This is a genomic window from Enterobacter sp. JJBC (assembly GCF_036936505.1).
Classification (GTDB): domain Bacteria; phylum Pseudomonadota; class Gammaproteobacteria; order Enterobacterales; family Enterobacteriaceae; genus Enterobacter; species Enterobacter hormaechei_C.
Genome location: NZ_CP136935.1, coordinates 2970908 through 2984777, shown reverse-complemented (window position 1 = coordinate 2984777; position 13870 = coordinate 2970908). Strand labels below are relative to the sequence as shown.

The following is a 13870-nucleotide window of genomic DNA, read 5'->3' as shown; positions in this document are numbered from 1 at the left end:
GACGTTGCAGGCGATTTCTCTACACTACTCAAAAATTCCACTGTATCGGAGTACTTATGAAATTAGCACTTCTGGGTCGTCAGGCGCTGATGGGGATGATGGCCGTTGCGCTGGTCGCGGGGATGAGCGTGAAAACGTTCGCGGCAGAGAATCTGCTCAACAAAGTTAAAGAGCGCGGCACGCTGCTGGTTGGGCTGGAAGGAACCTATCCTCCGTTCAGCTTCCAGGGTGACGACGGTAAACTGACCGGTTTTGAAGTGGAGTTTGCGCAGGAGCTGGCAAAACACCTCGGCGTTAAAGCCTCCCTGAAACCCACCAAATGGGATGGGATGCTGGCGTCACTGGATTCCAAACGTATTGACGTGGTGATTAACCAGGTAACCATTTCTGACGAACGTAAGAAGAAGTATGACTTCTCCACGCCGTACACCGTGTCCGGTATTCAGGCGCTGGTGAAGAAAGGTAACGAAGGCAGCATCAAGTCCGCAGCGGATCTGAAAGGTAAGAAAGTCGGCGTCGGTCTGGGCACCAACTACGAAGAGTGGCTGCGCCAGAACGTGCAGGGCGTGGACATCCGTACCTACGATGATGACCCGACGAAATACCAGGATCTGCGCGTAGGCCGTATTGACGCCATTCTGGTTGACCGCCTGGCAGCGCTGGATCTGGTGAAGAAAACCAACAATACCCTGGCTGTCGCGGGTGATGCGTTCTCCCGTCAGGAGTCCGGCGTGGCGGTGCGTAAGGGTAACGAGGATCTGCTGAAAGCCATCGATGGCGCCATTGCTGAGATGCAGAAAGACGGTAGCCTGAAGGCGCTTTCTGAGAAGTGGTTCGGCGCAGACGTGACGAAATAAGTCTCAGACTGACAAAAAAAGGCGCTTTTAAAAGCGCCTTTTTTATTTCTCGCGCGTCTGCGTGCATAATGAAATAACAATTGTTTGCGTGACCGGAGGAACCATGTCACTACAGAATTTAACGCGCTTTCCCCGTCTGGAATTTATCGGCGCACCCACGCCGCTGGAGTATCTGCCGCGATTTTCTGACTATCTGGGGCGCGATATATTCATTAAGCGTGACGATGTGACGCCCATGGCGATGGGCGGAAATAAGCTGCGCAAGCTGGAATTTCTCGCCGCCGATGCCCTGCGCGAGGGGGCGGATACGCTGATCACCGCCGGGGCAATTCAGTCTAACCACGTTCGCCAGACGGCGGCAGTGGCGGCGAAGCTGGGACTCCACTGCGTAGCCCTGCTGGAGAACCCGATCGGGACGCAGGCAGAGAATTACCTGACTAACGGTAACCGTCTGCTGCTGGATCTGTTCAACGTGCAGGTTGAAATGGTCGACGCGTTGACCGACCCGACAGCACAGCTCGACGAGCTGGCGACGCGTCTGGAAGCGCAGGGTTTTCGTCCGTACGTGATCCCGGTTGGCGGCTCGAATGCGTTGGGTGCCCTCGGCTATGTTGAGAGCGCGCTGGAAATCGCTCAGCAGTGCGAAGGCGCGGTAAGTTTATCCTCGGTGGTGGTGGCGTCCGGCAGTGCGGGGACCCATGCCGGTTTAGCGGTCGGGCTTGAGCAGCTGATGCCGGAGGTCGAGCTGATTGGCGTGACGGTTTCCAGAAGCGTTGCGGACCAAAAGCCGAAAGTCGTCACCCTGCAACAGGCGGTGGCTGAACAGCTTGCGCTTCAGGCGAAGGCGGAAATATTGCTGTGGGATGACTATTTCGCGCCGGGCTATGGCACCCCCAATGATGAAGGGATGGAGGCCGTTAAGCTGCTGGCCCGTCTCGAAGGTATTCTGCTTGACCCGGTCTATACCGGTAAGGCAATGGCGGGCCTGATCGACGGCATCGCCCGGAAGCGCTTTAAGGATGAAGGACCTATTTTGTTTGTTCATACTGGCGGAGCGCCTGCGCTGTTTGCCTATCATCCTCATGTCTAAAAATCAGGTAGAAAAATAATAATGCAAGAAAGTATTCAACTGGTTATTGATTCGCTGCCGTTCTTGCTTAAAGGCGCGGTGTTTACTTTACAGCTAAGTATCGGCGGGATGTTCTTCGGGCTGGTGCTCGGGTTTGTGCTGGCACTGATGCGCATGTCCAACATCTGGCCGGTGCGATGGCTGGCGCGGTTTTACATCTCCGTGTTCCGCGGAACGCCGCTTATCGCCCAGCTGTTTATGATTTACTACGGGCTGCCACAGTTCGGTATCGAGCTGGATCCGATCCCGGCGGCGATGATTGGCCTGTCGCTGAATACAGCGGCGTACACCTCTGAAACGCTGCGTGCGGCGATCTCCTCCATCGATAAAGGGCAGTGGGAAGCGGCGGCCAGTATCGGGATGACCCCGTGGCAGACGCTGCGCCGGGCGATCCTGCCCCAGGCGGCGCGCGTGGCGCTGCCGCCGCTGAGCAACAGCTTTATCAGCCTGGTGAAAGACACCTCCCTTGCGGCGACCATTCAGGTGCCGGAGCTGTTCCGTCAGGCGCAGCTGATCACCTCGCGTACGCTGGAAGTGTTTACTATGTATCTGGCGGCCTCGCTGATTTACTGGGTGATGGCGACGGTGCTGTCCGCTCTGCAAAACTATTTTGAAAACCAGCTTAACCGCCAGGAGCGTGATCCAAAATGAGTGCAATTGACGTCAAAAACCTGGTGAAAAAATTCCACGGGCAAACGGTGCTGCATGGCATTGATCTTGAGGTTGAGCAGGGCGAAGTGGTGGCAATTATCGGCCCGAGCGGGTCAGGCAAAACCACGCTGCTGCGCAGCATCAATTTACTGGAGCAGCCCGAAGGCGGGACGATCCGCGTGGGTGATATCACCATTGATACCGGGAAACCCATCAGCCAGCAAAAAGGGCTGATTCGCCGCCTGCGCCAGCATGTCGGCTTCGTGTTCCAGAGCTTTAATCTCTTCCCGCACCGCACGGTGCTGGAAAACATTATTGAAGGGCCGGTCATCGTCAAGGGGGAACCTAAGGAAGACGCCACGGTCCGCGCCCGCGAGCTGCTTGCGAAGGTTGGCCTGGCAGGGAAGGAGACGAGCTATCCGCGTCGCTTATCTGGCGGGCAGCAGCAGCGTGTCGCTATTGCACGCGCGCTGGCGATGCGCCCGGATGTGATCCTGTTTGACGAACCCACATCCGCGCTCGATCCTGAGCTGGTCGGGGAAGTGCTGAACACCATCCGACAGCTGGCGCAGGAGAAACGCACGATGGTGATTGTGACGCATGAAATGAGCTTCGCCCGCGACGTTGCCGATCGGGCTATTTTCATGGATCAGGGGAGAATAGTTGAGCAGGGGCCAGCTAAAGCGCTGTTTGCCAATCCGCAGCAGCCCCGTACCCGTCAGTTCCTTGAAAAATTCTTAATGCAGTAGCATTTTAGCGTTCAATTTGCTCCAGATGCCGCTTCTGGAGCAAATAATCCTCCCTTAAACTCCGTTCTGTTGCTTTTTTATTCCGCCTGAAGTGGATAAGCCATCGCCAAATTAAAGATAATCTGCCTGTGGCCGATATTTTATATAAATAATCATGCTAAATGTGTTAGGTTATATTCACCATAATAATGATTATCTTTATCAGAGGCTTCATTCGGCAAGTATGAGGGATATAGACTTTTTCACCTGGCGACGGGAATGCGTCCTCCGGTTTCAGCAAATGACCTGTGCTGACGAGGTATATCAGGAACTTCAGCGACAAACGCAGGCGCTTGAATTCGATTATTATGCGCTTTGTGTTCGACACCCTGTGCCATTTACCCGCCCGCGAACATCCGTCCATTCCAGTTATCCGCAACAATGGATGGCGCAATATCAATCCGAAAATTATTTCGCCATTGACCCGGTACTGAAGCCGGAGAATTTCATTCAGGGACATTTGCCCTGGACGGATGAATTATTCACGGATGCCCAGCAATTATGGGACGGCGCGCGGGATCACGGTTTACGCAAGGGAATAACGCAGTGTCTGATGATGCCAAATCATGCGCTCGGTTTCCTTTCCGTGTCATGTACCAGCTTACAGGCACACTCGATATCCAGTGAAGAAGTTGAGCTGCGTTTACAAATGCTGGTCCAGATGGCGCTCACTACGCTGTTGCGCTTTGAACATGAGACGGTGATGCCGCCTGAAATGAAATTCAGCAAGCGTGAACGGGAAATTCTGAAGTGGACCGCAGAAGGGAAGACGTCGGCAGAAATCGCCATCATTCTTTCCATCTCGGAAAATACCGTCAATTTCCACCAGAAGAATATGCAGAAGAAATTCAACGCACCGAATAAGATCCAGATAGCGTGTTATGCCGCGGCGACGGGGCTTATCTGACTGATATCACGTTCTGCGTGTCAGACGAGAAAACGGCTGAATGCTTTGCATCCAGCCGTTTTTGTTACTGGCGGTAGGCTTGTTTAATTTGCTTAACCGTATTGGCAAAAACAGCGGATTCCGCCTGGTCTTCCATCTGCGCGATCTGTTTTTCCATTTTAATGATCACACGACCAGCATCAGCCTGGCCCATCGCCTGTAGCATAAGCGTCAGCAGCGACTTCAGGCAGTTTACTTCCTGTGCCAGTTCCTGGTTATTCTCGGCAGTGGCAAATTCAGGTGTGCTCATTTATTTTCCTCATTATAAAACAGCGCATGAGCGCGACGATGAAAGTTAAGGCGGCGGAGTATACCACAAGCTATGGCAAAAAATGCAGTGGTTGTTTTTTATACTTGTCGCGCCGCGATTATTGGTCGACGCGGATTATGAAGGTACTCTGTCCAATATGTTAGCGGCAATTAAATGTTTATCCCCGGTTCGTCATTCGTTAATTGTTGTTACAAAAAATCGCGCGCACTTTTTCGTTTGAGTTAACAACTGTTTTAGTAACTTTTTGAATATCGATGCTAGAAAATAGCGGTAAAAGCCCAGCGGACAAGGGTTTTCTTTCCACTTGCTGTACAGCCTAATTTCCAAAAACGAGACCAGAATCGTATAGCCGATTTTTTAGCGTTTTAATCTTGCATGGAAAACCGTTAATATAAACCCAATTAGCAGTCAGTAGCGTTATCCCTATTCTGGAGACATTTCCTTTGATCAACGTCCTTCTTGTTGATGACCACGAACTGGTGCGCGCAGGGATACGACGCATTCTTGAAGATATAAAGGGTATTAAAGTTGCCGGCGAGGCGTGCTGTGGCGAAGATGCCGTCAAATGGTGTCGCGCTAACTCCGCAGACGTGGTGCTGATGGATATGAACATGCCCGGTATTGGCGGGCTTGAAGCCACGCGCAAAATCGCGCGCATGTTCGTTGATACCAAAGTTATCATGCTGACCGTCCATACCGAAAATCCGCTGCCTGCCAGGGTTATGCAGGCGGGTGCTGCCGGGTATCTCAGTAAAGGCGCCGCGCCGCAGGAAGTTGTCAATGCGATTCGCACCGTATACGCCGGGCAGCGTTACATCGCTTCTGATATTGCTCAACAGATGGCTCTGAGTCAGATTGAACCGGAAAAAACGGAATCTCCGTTTGCCAGTTTGTCTGAGCGCGAATTGCAGATTATGCTGATGATCACTAAAGGTCAGAAGGTGAATGAGATCTCAGAGCAGTTGAATCTCAGCCCGAAAACGGTCAACAGCTATCGCTATCGGATGTTCAGTAAATTGAACATTCACGGTGATGTCGAACTGACTCACCTGGCCATTCGCCATGGTTTGTGCAATGCGGAGTCGTTAATAAGTCAGTGAGTGAAGCGTTCGATTCAAAAGCATTTCTGAAAACCGTCACCAGCCAGCCGGGCGTCTACCGAATGTACGACGCTGGCGGTACGGTTATCTATGTCGGTAAGGCAAAAGATCTGAAAAAACGCCTTTCCAGCTATTTCCGCAGCAATCTTGCCTCTCGTAAAACCGAAGCACTGGTCGCACTTATACACAACATTGATGTCACCGTAACGCATACGGAAACGGAAGCGCTGCTGCTTGAGCACAACTATATCAAGCTGTATCAGCCGCGCTACAACGTCCTGCTGCGCGATGATAAGTCCTACCCGTTTATCTTCCTGAGCGGTGATACCCATCCTCGCCTGGCGATGCATCGTGGGGCTAAGCATGCGAAAGGTGAATACTTTGGCCCTTTCCCGAACGGTTATGCCGTACGCGAAACGCTGGCGCTGTTGCAAAAAATCTTCCCCGTTCGCCAGTGTGAAAACAGCGTCTACCGCAACCGTTCCCGGCCGTGCCTGCAATATCAGATTGGCCGCTGCCTGGGGCCGTGCGTTGAAGGGCTGGTAAGCGAAGAAGAGTACGCGCAGCAGGTGGAATATGTCCGCCTGTTTTTAGCCGGGAAAGACGATCAGGTGCTGACGCAACTGATTACTCGTATGGAAAAAGCCAGCGCGGCGCTGGAATTTGAAGAGGCCGCACGCATCCGCGACCAGATCCAGGCGGTGCGCAGGGTGACCGAGAAGCAGTTTGTTTCTAATACGGGCGACGACCTCGATGTTATCGGCGTAGCCTTTGACGCCGGTCTGGCCTGTGTTCACGTGCTGTTTATTCGTCAGGGCAAAGTGCTCGGCAGCCGCAGCTACTTCCCGAAAGTGCCGGGCGGCACTGAGCTGGGTGAAGTGGTGGAGACTTTTGTCGGCCAGTTTTATTTGCAGGGCAGCCAGATGCGTACGCTGCCCTCGGAGATCCTTCTAGACTTCACGCTCGACGATAAAACCCTGCTGGCGGAGTCGCTTTCAGAGCTGGCAGGCCGCCGGGTGAATGTCCAGACGAAACCGCGGGGCGATCGCGCGCGTTATCTGAAACTGGCGCGAACCAATGCCGCCACGGCGCTGACCACCAAACTGTCCCAGCAGTCGACCGTCAGCCAGCGTTTAACCGCCCTTGCTACGCTGCTTAAGCTGCCGGAAGTGAAACGCATGGAATGCTTCGACATCAGCCATACGATGGGTGAGCAGACCGTGGCGTCGTGTGTGGTCTTTGATGCGAATGGCCCCCTGCGGGCAGAGTATCGTCGCTATAACATCACCGGCATTACGCCCGGTGACGATTATGCCGCCATGAACCAGGTGCTGCGCCGTCGCTATGGTAAAGCGATTGAAGAGAGCAAAATCCCGGACGTTATCCTTATCGACGGCGGGAAAGGGCAGTTGGGGCAGGCGAAGGCGGTATTCGAATCGCTCGACGTAGAGTGGGACAAGAACCATCCGCTGCTGCTAGGGGTAGCGAAGGGGGCAGATCGTAAGGCTGGCCTGGAAACGCTGTTCTTTGAACCGGAAGGCGAGGGCTTTAGCCTGCCGCCGGATTCCCCTGCGCTGCACGTGATCCAGCATATCCGCGATGAGTCGCACGATCATGCCATCAGCGGGCACCGTAAAAAACGGGCGAAAGTGAAAAATACCAGTACCCTTGAGACGATTGAAGGCGTCGGGCCAAAACGTCGCCAGATGCTGTTGAAGTATATGGGCGGATTGCAAGGATTACTCAACGCCAGTATGGAAGAAATTGCAAAAGTGCCGGGTATTTCGCAAGGGCTGGCAGAAAAGATCTACTACTCGTTGAAACATTGAGGGCTCTGTAGCAACATAGAGCTAAATTTTACTGACAACAGACAGTTACCGTCATCATGCGATTTAATATCCCTACGTTGCTCACTATCTTTCGCGTTGTGCTCATTCCGTTCTTCGTCCTGGCATTTTACCTGCCGGTCGTCTGGGCGCCTTTTGCCTGTGCGCTTATTTTCCTGATCGCTGCCGTGACGGACTGGTTTGACGGTTATCTGGCGCGTCGCTGGAACCAGAGCACCCGCTTTGGCGCGTTCCTCGATCCGGTTGCGGATAAGGTGATGGTAGCAATCGCGATGGTGCTGGTGGCGGAACATTATCATACCTGGTGGGTGACGCTGCCTGCCGCGACCATGATTGGACGTGAGATTATTATCTCTGCCCTGCGCGAGTGGATGGCGGAGCTGGGTAAACGCAGCAGCGTGGCGGTGTCCTGGATCGGTAAAGTTAAAACCACTGCGCAGATGGCGGCGCTGGTGTGGATGCTGTGGCGTCCGAATGCCTGGGTAGAGTGGGCTGGCATTGGTCTGCTGTGGGTTGCGGCGGTGCTGACGCTGTGGTCAATGCTGCAATATTTGAACGCTGCGCGCGGTGATTTGCTTGAACAGTGATCGTTTCGGCTTAATTTTCAGCAAACGATCCTGAGATGCAAAAAATAACGTTGACTCATAACGTCATATCAGTAGAATGCAACGCATCGAACGGCGGCACAGTTAGCCGGACGATAATGAAATCAAGTGGTTAGGAAGTCGTTAAATAGTTACTTGATGACATGCGGGAATAGCTCAGTTGGTAGAGCACGACCTTGCCAAGGTCGGGGTCGCGAGTTCGAGTCTCGTTTCCCGCTCCAGATTAAAGCATCGGCAGTTTGCGGGTGCAGGTCGAAAGACAACAGATTTAAGGCGCGTTAGCAAAGCGGTTATGTAGCGGATTGCAAATCCGTCTAGTCCGGTTCGACTCCGGAACGCGCCTCCACTTTCTTCCCTGGCCGGATGGTGGAATCGGTAGACACAAGGGATTTAAAATCCCTCGGCGTTCGCGCTGTGTGGGTTCAAGTCCCACTCCGGCTACCATGGGAAAACGCAGAATAATCAAAGCAATAAGCAGTGTCGTGAAACCACCGAAAGGTGGTTTTTTTGTGCCTGCAATTCCCCCTTCCTGACAACAAATCTTATTTTTCGTGCCTGACCCATGCACAACCATAATTTTTCGATCATTATGCGTCGAGGGCGTTTCCTTATCGCGTAAATTCTTATATCTCCGTTTCATCGATTGCCCTGCGGCAGCTTCGCAGATAACTTCATTTGGATTTTCCTTAGTAAAAGTGGAAGAGCTTGCAAATAGGCTGGGCAAGGGTATCAACAAATGATCAAAACATTGTTCTCCGGCGACAAGCTCTCGAACGTACAGGATATGAACTACGGCTGGCAAGAGGCATCTAAAACCGCAATGGCGCTGGATTTGACCACTGGGAGCATTACGGGATGGCAGATGTACCAGATATCTAATGAGAATTGATTATGTCACAAGAATTAGAATTTTCGCTTCATCCACCCGTTTGGCCTGCCATCGTCTATTTTGTTGTATCTGTTGCAATTTTTTTCTTGCTTTATCTCGGGAAACTAAAAGTTAACAGGCTGCATAAATACCCGCTATTTATCGCATATCTGGTGTTTGTAATTGCTGTTGCAGCCGTTCAGATAAACATCTTTGCTAATGGCTACGAGTTTGTCCGCAGCTTTTTGCATATCGATTTTGACCCCTATCGATATGACTCGGTATATTGGGGATCATTGTTTTTCTCCATAATTTACTTGCTGGCGTTGCCCCGGAACAAGTTTTAGCATAATGAAATTTTCATTTAAGGGACGTTATGTCTTTACCGCCATTGTATGCACTGCGTGCGTTTGAAGTTGCTGCGCGGTTGAACTCCTTCAGTAAAGCCGCTGAAACGCTCAATATTACGCCGGGTGCGGTCAGCAGACATGTTCGTACCCTTGAACTGTGGTTCGACTGCGAGCTTTTCAAAAGGCAAGGTCCTCGCGTGGAGGTCACTGAAGCCGGGCGAGTGCTTGCCGGACAGCTGAACGAGAGCTTCACGAGCATTGAATGGGCCTGCCGGGCATTTCGCAGTGAAAACCACCTGCTGCGGTTAAAAGCACCCAGCACCCTGACCATGAGATGGCTTCTCGACGTGCTGCGATCTTTTCGCAACAACCATGCAAAACCACAGGTTGAGATTGCCAGCGTCTGGATGGACATTGATACCGTTGATTTCAATCTTGAGCCCTACGACTGCGCCATCCTTCTTGGTAATGGCCGTTTTGGTGACACAACGGAAAGTCAGCTGCTTTTTCATGAATGGCTTATCCCGGTTTGTACTCCATCACTTATCGAACCGGCCCGGCAACGGCTTCCGCAATGTGATTTGATCCATCCTTCACCCGACAGACGTGACTGGCGGCGCTGGCTGCGAAGAACAGGATTGTTCCCGGGGCTCGATATGAGCAGCGGTATGGTGTTCGATACCCTTGAACAGGGAAGTATTGCCGCGATGAACGGGCACGGCATCGCTATCGCCGACCTGCATCTCACGCTTGATGCCCTGAAAAGCGGCCTGCTGGGCCTGCCGTTCAGGGAAGCTATTGCGACAGGGGATGGCTACTACCTCGTCTGGCCAAAAAATTCACTCAAAAGAGAGAGCATTCAGCATCTTCTGGCCTGGCTGCAAAACCATACCCCGGTCGTTCCGGCGCTGGATATCGATTATCTGGAATACGATGACAGTCGGGTTTATTAATACCGTTATGAATAAGATATGTTTGCCATCTTTTTATAACGTTCTGGCAAAGCGCTGTTCAGGCTGAGTACCTTATCCAGAATATAAAATGCTGGCGTGTTTTTCTGTTGCTCAGCGTCAATGATTGCCGCGCGTAATAGCGTGGCGGCAGACGAAATTCTGTGAAAATATTCTTCAGTCTCGGGCGTCTGTAATTCACCCGACGTGGCGTAACGCACGTCCGGCCAGCCGGAGAAGTCGAGCAGCGGAAGGGGCTTTCCTGCTTCAGGATGACAGGCTGAAATCAGCGCAGCCGCTTGCTTAGGGTCGCGATGGGCAACGGATAGCATGTATACGCGCTGCGCAAACGGTGACAGAGCCTCAGAGTGATGTTTCGTCGCCATAAGCATGGCCATAAAATCCTGTAAATCATCGGCTGAATCGGTGTCAGGTGGTAATACAGTTTTCAATAACTGATATAACGCATCAAGTGTCATATTTGCCCCGGATCCTCTTATCATTATTATTCAGTTTGCGGCTGAACGTTTTATCGACCCGCGCAAAGGCGGGTCGTGAAGATGATATTTGAATGCGGTCGCATCAGAAAAACGATTAATAATGGCAATCACTGTGAGTTTTTCTCACTATAGCCTTTTCGTTTCACACTCCACCCAGGTACGCCTTCCTCACCTCCGGATCCTTCAGCAACGCCTCGCCGCTGCCGCTTAACCGAATCTGGCCGTTAACCATCACATAGCCGCGGTCGGACAACTTCAGCGCGTGGTGCGCATTCTGCTCGACCAGAAAAATCGTCATTCCGTTACGGGCCAGTTCGCGCAGCGTCTGGAAGATCTGTTTAACCACGATTGGCGCGAGGCCGAGGCTGGGTTCATCCAGCAGCAGAAGTTTAGGACGGCTCATCAGCGCGCGGGCGATAGCCAGCATTTGCTGTTCACCGCCTGAAAGCGTCATCGCCCGCTGGTTACGTCGCTCTTTGAGGCGAGGGAAGAGGTCGAACATGCTTTGCATATCTTCCGCTGCATGCTGATTGCCGACGGGGATTGTCCCCATCAGCAGGTTCTCTTCTACAGACATATCCGGGAAAATGCGTCGTCCCTCAGGTGCCTGCGCGATGCCGCCGGTGGCAACATAGTGGGTAGATTTGTGGCTGATATCCTCGCCGCAGAAGAGGATCTGCCCGTTGCGGATCCGGGGCTGACCAAAGACAGACATCAGTAATGTTGACTTCCCCGCGCCGTTAGCGCCAATCAGGGCCACGGTTTCCCCTTTGTTAACCTCAAGCGAAACCTGCTTCAACGCCTGGATCACCCCGTAGAAAACATCCACATCCTGAAACTGAAGCATCGGTTCGCTCACAGATTTACCTCGCTTTCGTCGGTGCCCAGATACGCGGCAATCACTTTTTCATTGTGCTGGATCTCAGCCGGTTTACCTCTGGCAATCACATCGCCATGATCGAGCACAATGATGTCATCTGAAATGCCCATCACCATCCCCATATCATGCTCGATCAGCAAAACCGTGATGTCATGGTGGTCGCGCAGGAACCGGATGATCTCACTCAGCTTGTGCGTCTCCACCGGGTTCAGGCCGGCAGCAGGTTCATCGAGACAAATCATCTCCGGGCCGGTACACATGGCGCGGGCGATTTCGAGGCGTCGTTGCTGACCATAGGACATTTCCCCGGCCAGACGGTTCGCGCAATCCACCAGATCCACCACCTCCAGCCAGTAAAACGCCCGGTCCAGCGCATCGTTTTCTGCCCGACGATACGCAGGGGTGTTCAGCACCCCCGCCAGCAGATTGCGGTTGACGCGCATGTGCTGTGCCACCAGCAGGTTTTCCACAACGGACATCTCGCGGAACAGGCGGATGTTCTGAAACGTGCGCGCAAGACCCGCGCGGTTCACCAGATGCGTGCCGCCAAACATTTTATAGAACAGGCGTTGACCAAGCTGCGCCGGGTTGAGCCAGTCGCCCGGCTGGAATTTCTGGCCGAGCACCTGAATGACATTGGTGGTTTTATTTCGTGCATTGAACAGAATGTTGCCGCCGGAGGCCCTGTAGAAACCGGTCAGGCAGTTAAAGACGGTCGTTTTTCCTGCGCCGTTAGGCCCAATGAGTGCGGTAATGGAGCCGCGCAGCACCTCAAGATTGACGTCGTTTAAGGCCTTGATCCCGCCGAAGTGCATCATCAGATGTTCTACACGTAAAATCGTTGCGTTCATGGCGCCACTCCTTTACGCACGGTAAATCCGCTGCGGTTGATGCGGATCAGACCGCGAGGACGCCAGATCATCATCACCACCATCAGCATGCCAAACAGCAGCACCCGGTATTCCGCAAAGCTGCGCAGCAGTTCCGGCGTGACGGTCAGCACAAAGGCGGCCAGTACGACGCCGACGGTGGAGCCCATCCCGCCCAGGACCACAATGGCGAGGATCAGGGCCGATTCAAAAAAGGTGAAAGAGGTCGGGTTAACAAACCCCTGGTAGGTGGCAAAAAACACTCCGGCGATACCTGCCGTCGATGCGCCCAGGGTGAAGGCCGAGAGTTTGACCAGAACGTGATTCAGCCCCATGGAACGGCAGGCAATCTCATCCTCACGGAGCGCTTCCCACGCCCGTCCAATGGGCATTCGGGTCAGCCGGTGTTTAATGTACAGCACCAGCATGACTACCAGGAACAGCACCGCATAGATGAAGATAAACTTCAAGTTGGGGTTATAGGTCAGGCCGAAGAACTCGTGGAAGGGGACGCCGCCTTCTTTGGCGCGTCGGCCAAACTCAAGGCCAAAAAAGGTCGGGGCAGGGGCTGAAACGCCGTTAGGCCCGCCGGTGAAGGTGAGCCAGTTGTTCAGCACCAGGCGGATGATCTCGCCAAACCCGAGCGTGACGATGGCGAGATAATCCCCGTGCATGCGCAACACCGGAAAGCCAAGCAGGGCGCCTGCGCCCGCGGCCATTAGCGCCGCCAGCGGCAGCATGCTCCAGAACCCAAGCCCCAGATACTGATACCCGAGCGCCAGCCCGTAAGCGCCGATGGCATAGAAGGCGACATAACCCAGATCCAGCAGCCCTGCCAGGCCAACAACAATGTTCAGCCCAAGACCGAGCAGGACGTAGATCAGTCCGAGAATGGCAACCGTCAGAAGGTATTTCGTTGCTACAAACGGGAAGCAGATCGCCAGCGTGACAATCAGCGGAATGATCCAGCGCATGCGGCTTTTATACGCCGGCGGCCGGACATACACGCCCGCATTGTCGGATTCAAACCGCGTCTGTAAACGTCTTCCGGCCGCCGTAGCTGAAAAGGCGCTCAGCAAAAAACGTCCCACCATCACCGTGCCAACAATCCATGCCAGCCGCTGGCCGTCAAAGGTAAAGCTGTAACCATCCAGTATCACACCCGCAATCGGGCCGAAAATAATCAGGGCGATCATTCCGGAAAAAATTGCGTCCAGAATGCAGCGCTTCAGGGAAAAACCGTCAGAGGTCATCGCGTT

Annotated in this window: 16 protein-coding genes, 3 tRNA genes and 1 pseudogene; 14 read left to right on the top strand and 6 right to left on the bottom strand. The window is 53.3% G+C overall.

The window, feature by feature from the left end; genetic code table 11:
• The first annotated feature begins 56 nt into the window (after positions 1 to 56).
• The 5 genes from tcyJ (at position 57) to sdiA (ending at position 4332) form a co-directional block, all read left to right on the top strand.
• Positions 57 to 857 (top strand): cystine ABC transporter substrate-binding protein, encoded by an 801-nt coding sequence (gene tcyJ, locus RY075_RS14470; RefSeq protein WP_003859627.1) that lies wholly within the window; start codon positions 57 to 59, stop codon positions 855 to 857.
• Positions 858 to 960: 103 nt separating this feature from the next.
• Positions 961 to 1947 carry a D-cysteine desulfhydrase gene (gene dcyD / locus RY075_RS14465; RefSeq protein WP_048208438.1) on the top strand — a complete coding sequence of 329 codons (987 nt, stop codon included), beginning with the start codon at positions 961 to 963 and terminating at the stop codon, positions 1945 to 1947.
• A 21-nt stretch (positions 1948 to 1968) separates the two neighbouring features.
• Positions 1969 to 2637, top strand: coding sequence for a cystine ABC transporter permease (tcyL, locus tag RY075_RS14460; RefSeq protein ID WP_003859632.1), 669 nt, complete (start codon positions 1969 to 1971; stop codon positions 2635 to 2637).
• On the top strand, positions 2634 to 3386 hold the full coding sequence (tcyN, locus tag RY075_RS14455; RefSeq protein WP_003859634.1) for an L-cystine ABC transporter ATP-binding protein TcyN: 753 nt from the start codon (positions 2634 to 2636) through the stop codon (positions 3384 to 3386). Before tcyL ends, tcyN begins: the two co-directional genes overlap by 4 nt.
• A 223-nt stretch (positions 3387 to 3609) precedes the next feature.
• Complete coding sequence (gene sdiA, locus RY075_RS14450) at positions 3610 to 4332, top strand: transcriptional regulator SdiA (protein WP_003859639.1); 723 nt, start codon at positions 3610 to 3612, stop codon at positions 4330 to 4332.
• 64 nt (positions 4333 to 4396) lie between these two features.
• Here the strand turns inward: sdiA and RY075_RS14445 are convergent, their stop codons facing one another.
• Both RY075_RS14445 and RY075_RS14440 read right to left on the bottom strand, forming a co-directional pair.
• Entirely contained in the window at positions 4397 to 4621 is a 225-nt protein-coding gene (locus RY075_RS14445; RefSeq protein ID WP_003859644.1) for a DUF2594 family protein, read from the bottom strand.
• Positions 4618 to 4719: pseudogene (locus tag RY075_RS14440) on the bottom strand (hypothetical protein); the annotation flags it as partial. The gene RY075_RS14445 and the pseudogene RY075_RS14440, both read right to left, overlap by 4 nt.
• Before the next feature lie 366 nt (positions 4720 to 5085).
• On the opposite strand from RY075_RS14440, the gene uvrY reads away from it, so the two are divergent.
• The 9 genes from uvrY to RY075_RS14395 all read left to right on the top strand — a co-directional run bounded on the left by uvrY (position 5086) and on the right by RY075_RS14395 (position 10365).
• A complete protein-coding gene (uvrY, locus tag RY075_RS14435; protein ID WP_003859647.1) occupies positions 5086 to 5742 on the top strand; it encodes a UvrY/SirA/GacA family response regulator transcription factor in 657 nt (218 codons plus the stop codon).
• Positions 5739 to 7571: an excinuclease ABC subunit UvrC gene (gene uvrC / locus RY075_RS14430; protein WP_003859650.1), complete on the top strand. Its 1833-nt coding sequence runs from the start codon at positions 5739 to 5741 to the stop codon at positions 7569 to 7571. The genes uvrY and uvrC overlap by 4 nt, the downstream gene beginning before the upstream one ends.
• Positions 7572 to 7627: 56 nt before the next feature.
• On the top strand, positions 7628 to 8176 hold the full coding sequence (pgsA, locus tag RY075_RS14425; RefSeq protein WP_058648038.1) for a CDP-diacylglycerol--glycerol-3-phosphate 3-phosphatidyltransferase: 549 nt from the start codon (positions 7628 to 7630) through the stop codon (positions 8174 to 8176).
• Between the two features lie 163 nt (positions 8177 to 8339).
• Positions 8340 to 8415 (top strand) — tRNA-Gly (locus RY075_RS14420).
• 51 nt (positions 8416 to 8466) lie between these two features.
• A tRNA-Cys gene (locus tag RY075_RS14415) sits at positions 8467 to 8540 on the top strand.
• Between the two features lie 11 nt (positions 8541 to 8551).
• Positions 8552 to 8638: transfer RNA gene (locus RY075_RS14410), tRNA-Leu, on the top strand.
• A 292-nt stretch (positions 8639 to 8930) separates the two neighbouring features.
• The gene (locus tag RY075_RS14405; protein ID WP_156172560.1) at positions 8931 to 9083 is read left to right on the top strand and encodes a hypothetical protein; all 153 of its coding nucleotides are present in this window, start codon (positions 8931 to 8933) and stop codon (positions 9081 to 9083) included.
• A gap of 2 nt (positions 9084 to 9085) precedes the next feature.
• Positions 9086 to 9409, top strand: coding sequence for a hypothetical protein (locus RY075_RS14400; protein WP_045337573.1), 324 nt, complete (start codon positions 9086 to 9088; stop codon positions 9407 to 9409).
• A gap of 29 nt (positions 9410 to 9438) precedes the next feature.
• The gene (locus tag RY075_RS14395) at positions 9439 to 10365 is read left to right on the top strand and encodes a LysR substrate-binding domain-containing protein (RefSeq protein ID WP_022651459.1); all 927 of its coding nucleotides are present in this window, start codon (positions 9439 to 9441) and stop codon (positions 10363 to 10365) included.
• 5 nt (positions 10366 to 10370) lie between these two features.
• Here RY075_RS14395 and RY075_RS14390 read toward each other — a convergent pair whose 3' ends face one another.
• The 4 genes from RY075_RS14390 to livM all read right to left on the bottom strand — a co-directional run bounded on the left by RY075_RS14390 (position 10371) and on the right by livM (position 13864).
• Positions 10371 to 10841 (bottom strand): hypothetical protein, encoded by a 471-nt coding sequence (locus RY075_RS14390; protein ID WP_023314369.1) that lies wholly within the window; start codon positions 10839 to 10841, stop codon positions 10371 to 10373.
• Positions 10842 to 11004: 163 nt separating this feature from the next.
• Positions 11005 to 11721, bottom strand: coding sequence for an ABC transporter ATP-binding protein (locus RY075_RS14385; RefSeq protein WP_017384431.1), 717 nt, complete (start codon positions 11719 to 11721; stop codon positions 11005 to 11007).
• On the bottom strand, positions 11718 to 12593 hold the full coding sequence (locus tag RY075_RS14380; RefSeq protein WP_023324897.1) for an ATP-binding cassette domain-containing protein: 876 nt from the start codon (positions 12591 to 12593) through the stop codon (positions 11718 to 11720). Before RY075_RS14380 ends, RY075_RS14385 begins: the two co-directional genes overlap by 4 nt.
• Positions 12590 to 13864: a high-affinity branched-chain amino acid ABC transporter permease LivM gene (livM, locus tag RY075_RS14375; RefSeq protein ID WP_252063055.1), complete on the bottom strand. Its 1275-nt coding sequence runs from the start codon at positions 13862 to 13864 to the stop codon at positions 12590 to 12592. The genes RY075_RS14380 and livM overlap by 4 nt, the downstream gene beginning before the upstream one ends.
• Positions 13865 to 13870: the final 6 nt, after the last annotated feature.

What these genes read in the sequence shown, in the direction of transcription:
- dcyD (WP_048208438.1), top strand. Translation starts at nt 961, where the DNA reads ATGTCACTACAGAATTTAACGCGCTTTCCCCGTCTGGAATTTATCGGC.
- RY075_RS14395 (WP_022651459.1), top strand. Translation starts at nt 9,439, where the DNA reads ATGTCTTTACCGCCATTGTATGCACTGCGTGCGTTTGAAGTTGCTGCG.
- tcyN (WP_003859634.1), top strand. Translation starts at nt 2,634, where the DNA reads ATGAGTGCAATTGACGTCAAAAACCTGGTGAAAAAATTCCACGGGCAA.
- RY075_RS14400 (WP_045337573.1), top strand. Translation starts at nt 9,086, where the DNA reads ATGTCACAAGAATTAGAATTTTCGCTTCATCCACCCGTTTGGCCTGCC.
- RY075_RS14380 (WP_023324897.1), bottom strand. Translation starts at nt 12,593, where the DNA reads ATGAACGCAACGATTTTACGTGTAGAACATCTGATGATGCACTTCGGC.
- sdiA (WP_003859639.1), top strand. Translation starts at nt 3,610, where the DNA reads ATGAGGGATATAGACTTTTTCACCTGGCGACGGGAATGCGTCCTCCGG.
- RY075_RS14390 (WP_023314369.1), bottom strand. Translation starts at nt 10,841, where the DNA reads ATGACACTTGATGCGTTATATCAGTTATTGAAAACTGTATTACCACCT.
- tcyJ (WP_003859627.1), top strand. Translation starts at nt 57, where the DNA reads ATGAAATTAGCACTTCTGGGTCGTCAGGCGCTGATGGGGATGATGGCC.
- tcyL (WP_003859632.1), top strand. Translation starts at nt 1,969, where the DNA reads ATGCAAGAAAGTATTCAACTGGTTATTGATTCGCTGCCGTTCTTGCTT.
- livM (WP_252063055.1), bottom strand. Translation starts at nt 13,864, where the DNA reads ATGACCTCTGACGGTTTTTCCCTGAAGCGCTGCATTCTGGACGCAATT.
- RY075_RS14445 (WP_003859644.1), bottom strand. Translation starts at nt 4,621, where the DNA reads ATGAGCACACCTGAATTTGCCACTGCCGAGAATAACCAGGAACTGGCA.
- pgsA (WP_058648038.1), top strand. Translation starts at nt 7,628, where the DNA reads ATGCGATTTAATATCCCTACGTTGCTCACTATCTTTCGCGTTGTGCTC.
- RY075_RS14405 (WP_156172560.1), top strand. Translation starts at nt 8,931, where the DNA reads ATGATCAAAACATTGTTCTCCGGCGACAAGCTCTCGAACGTACAGGAT.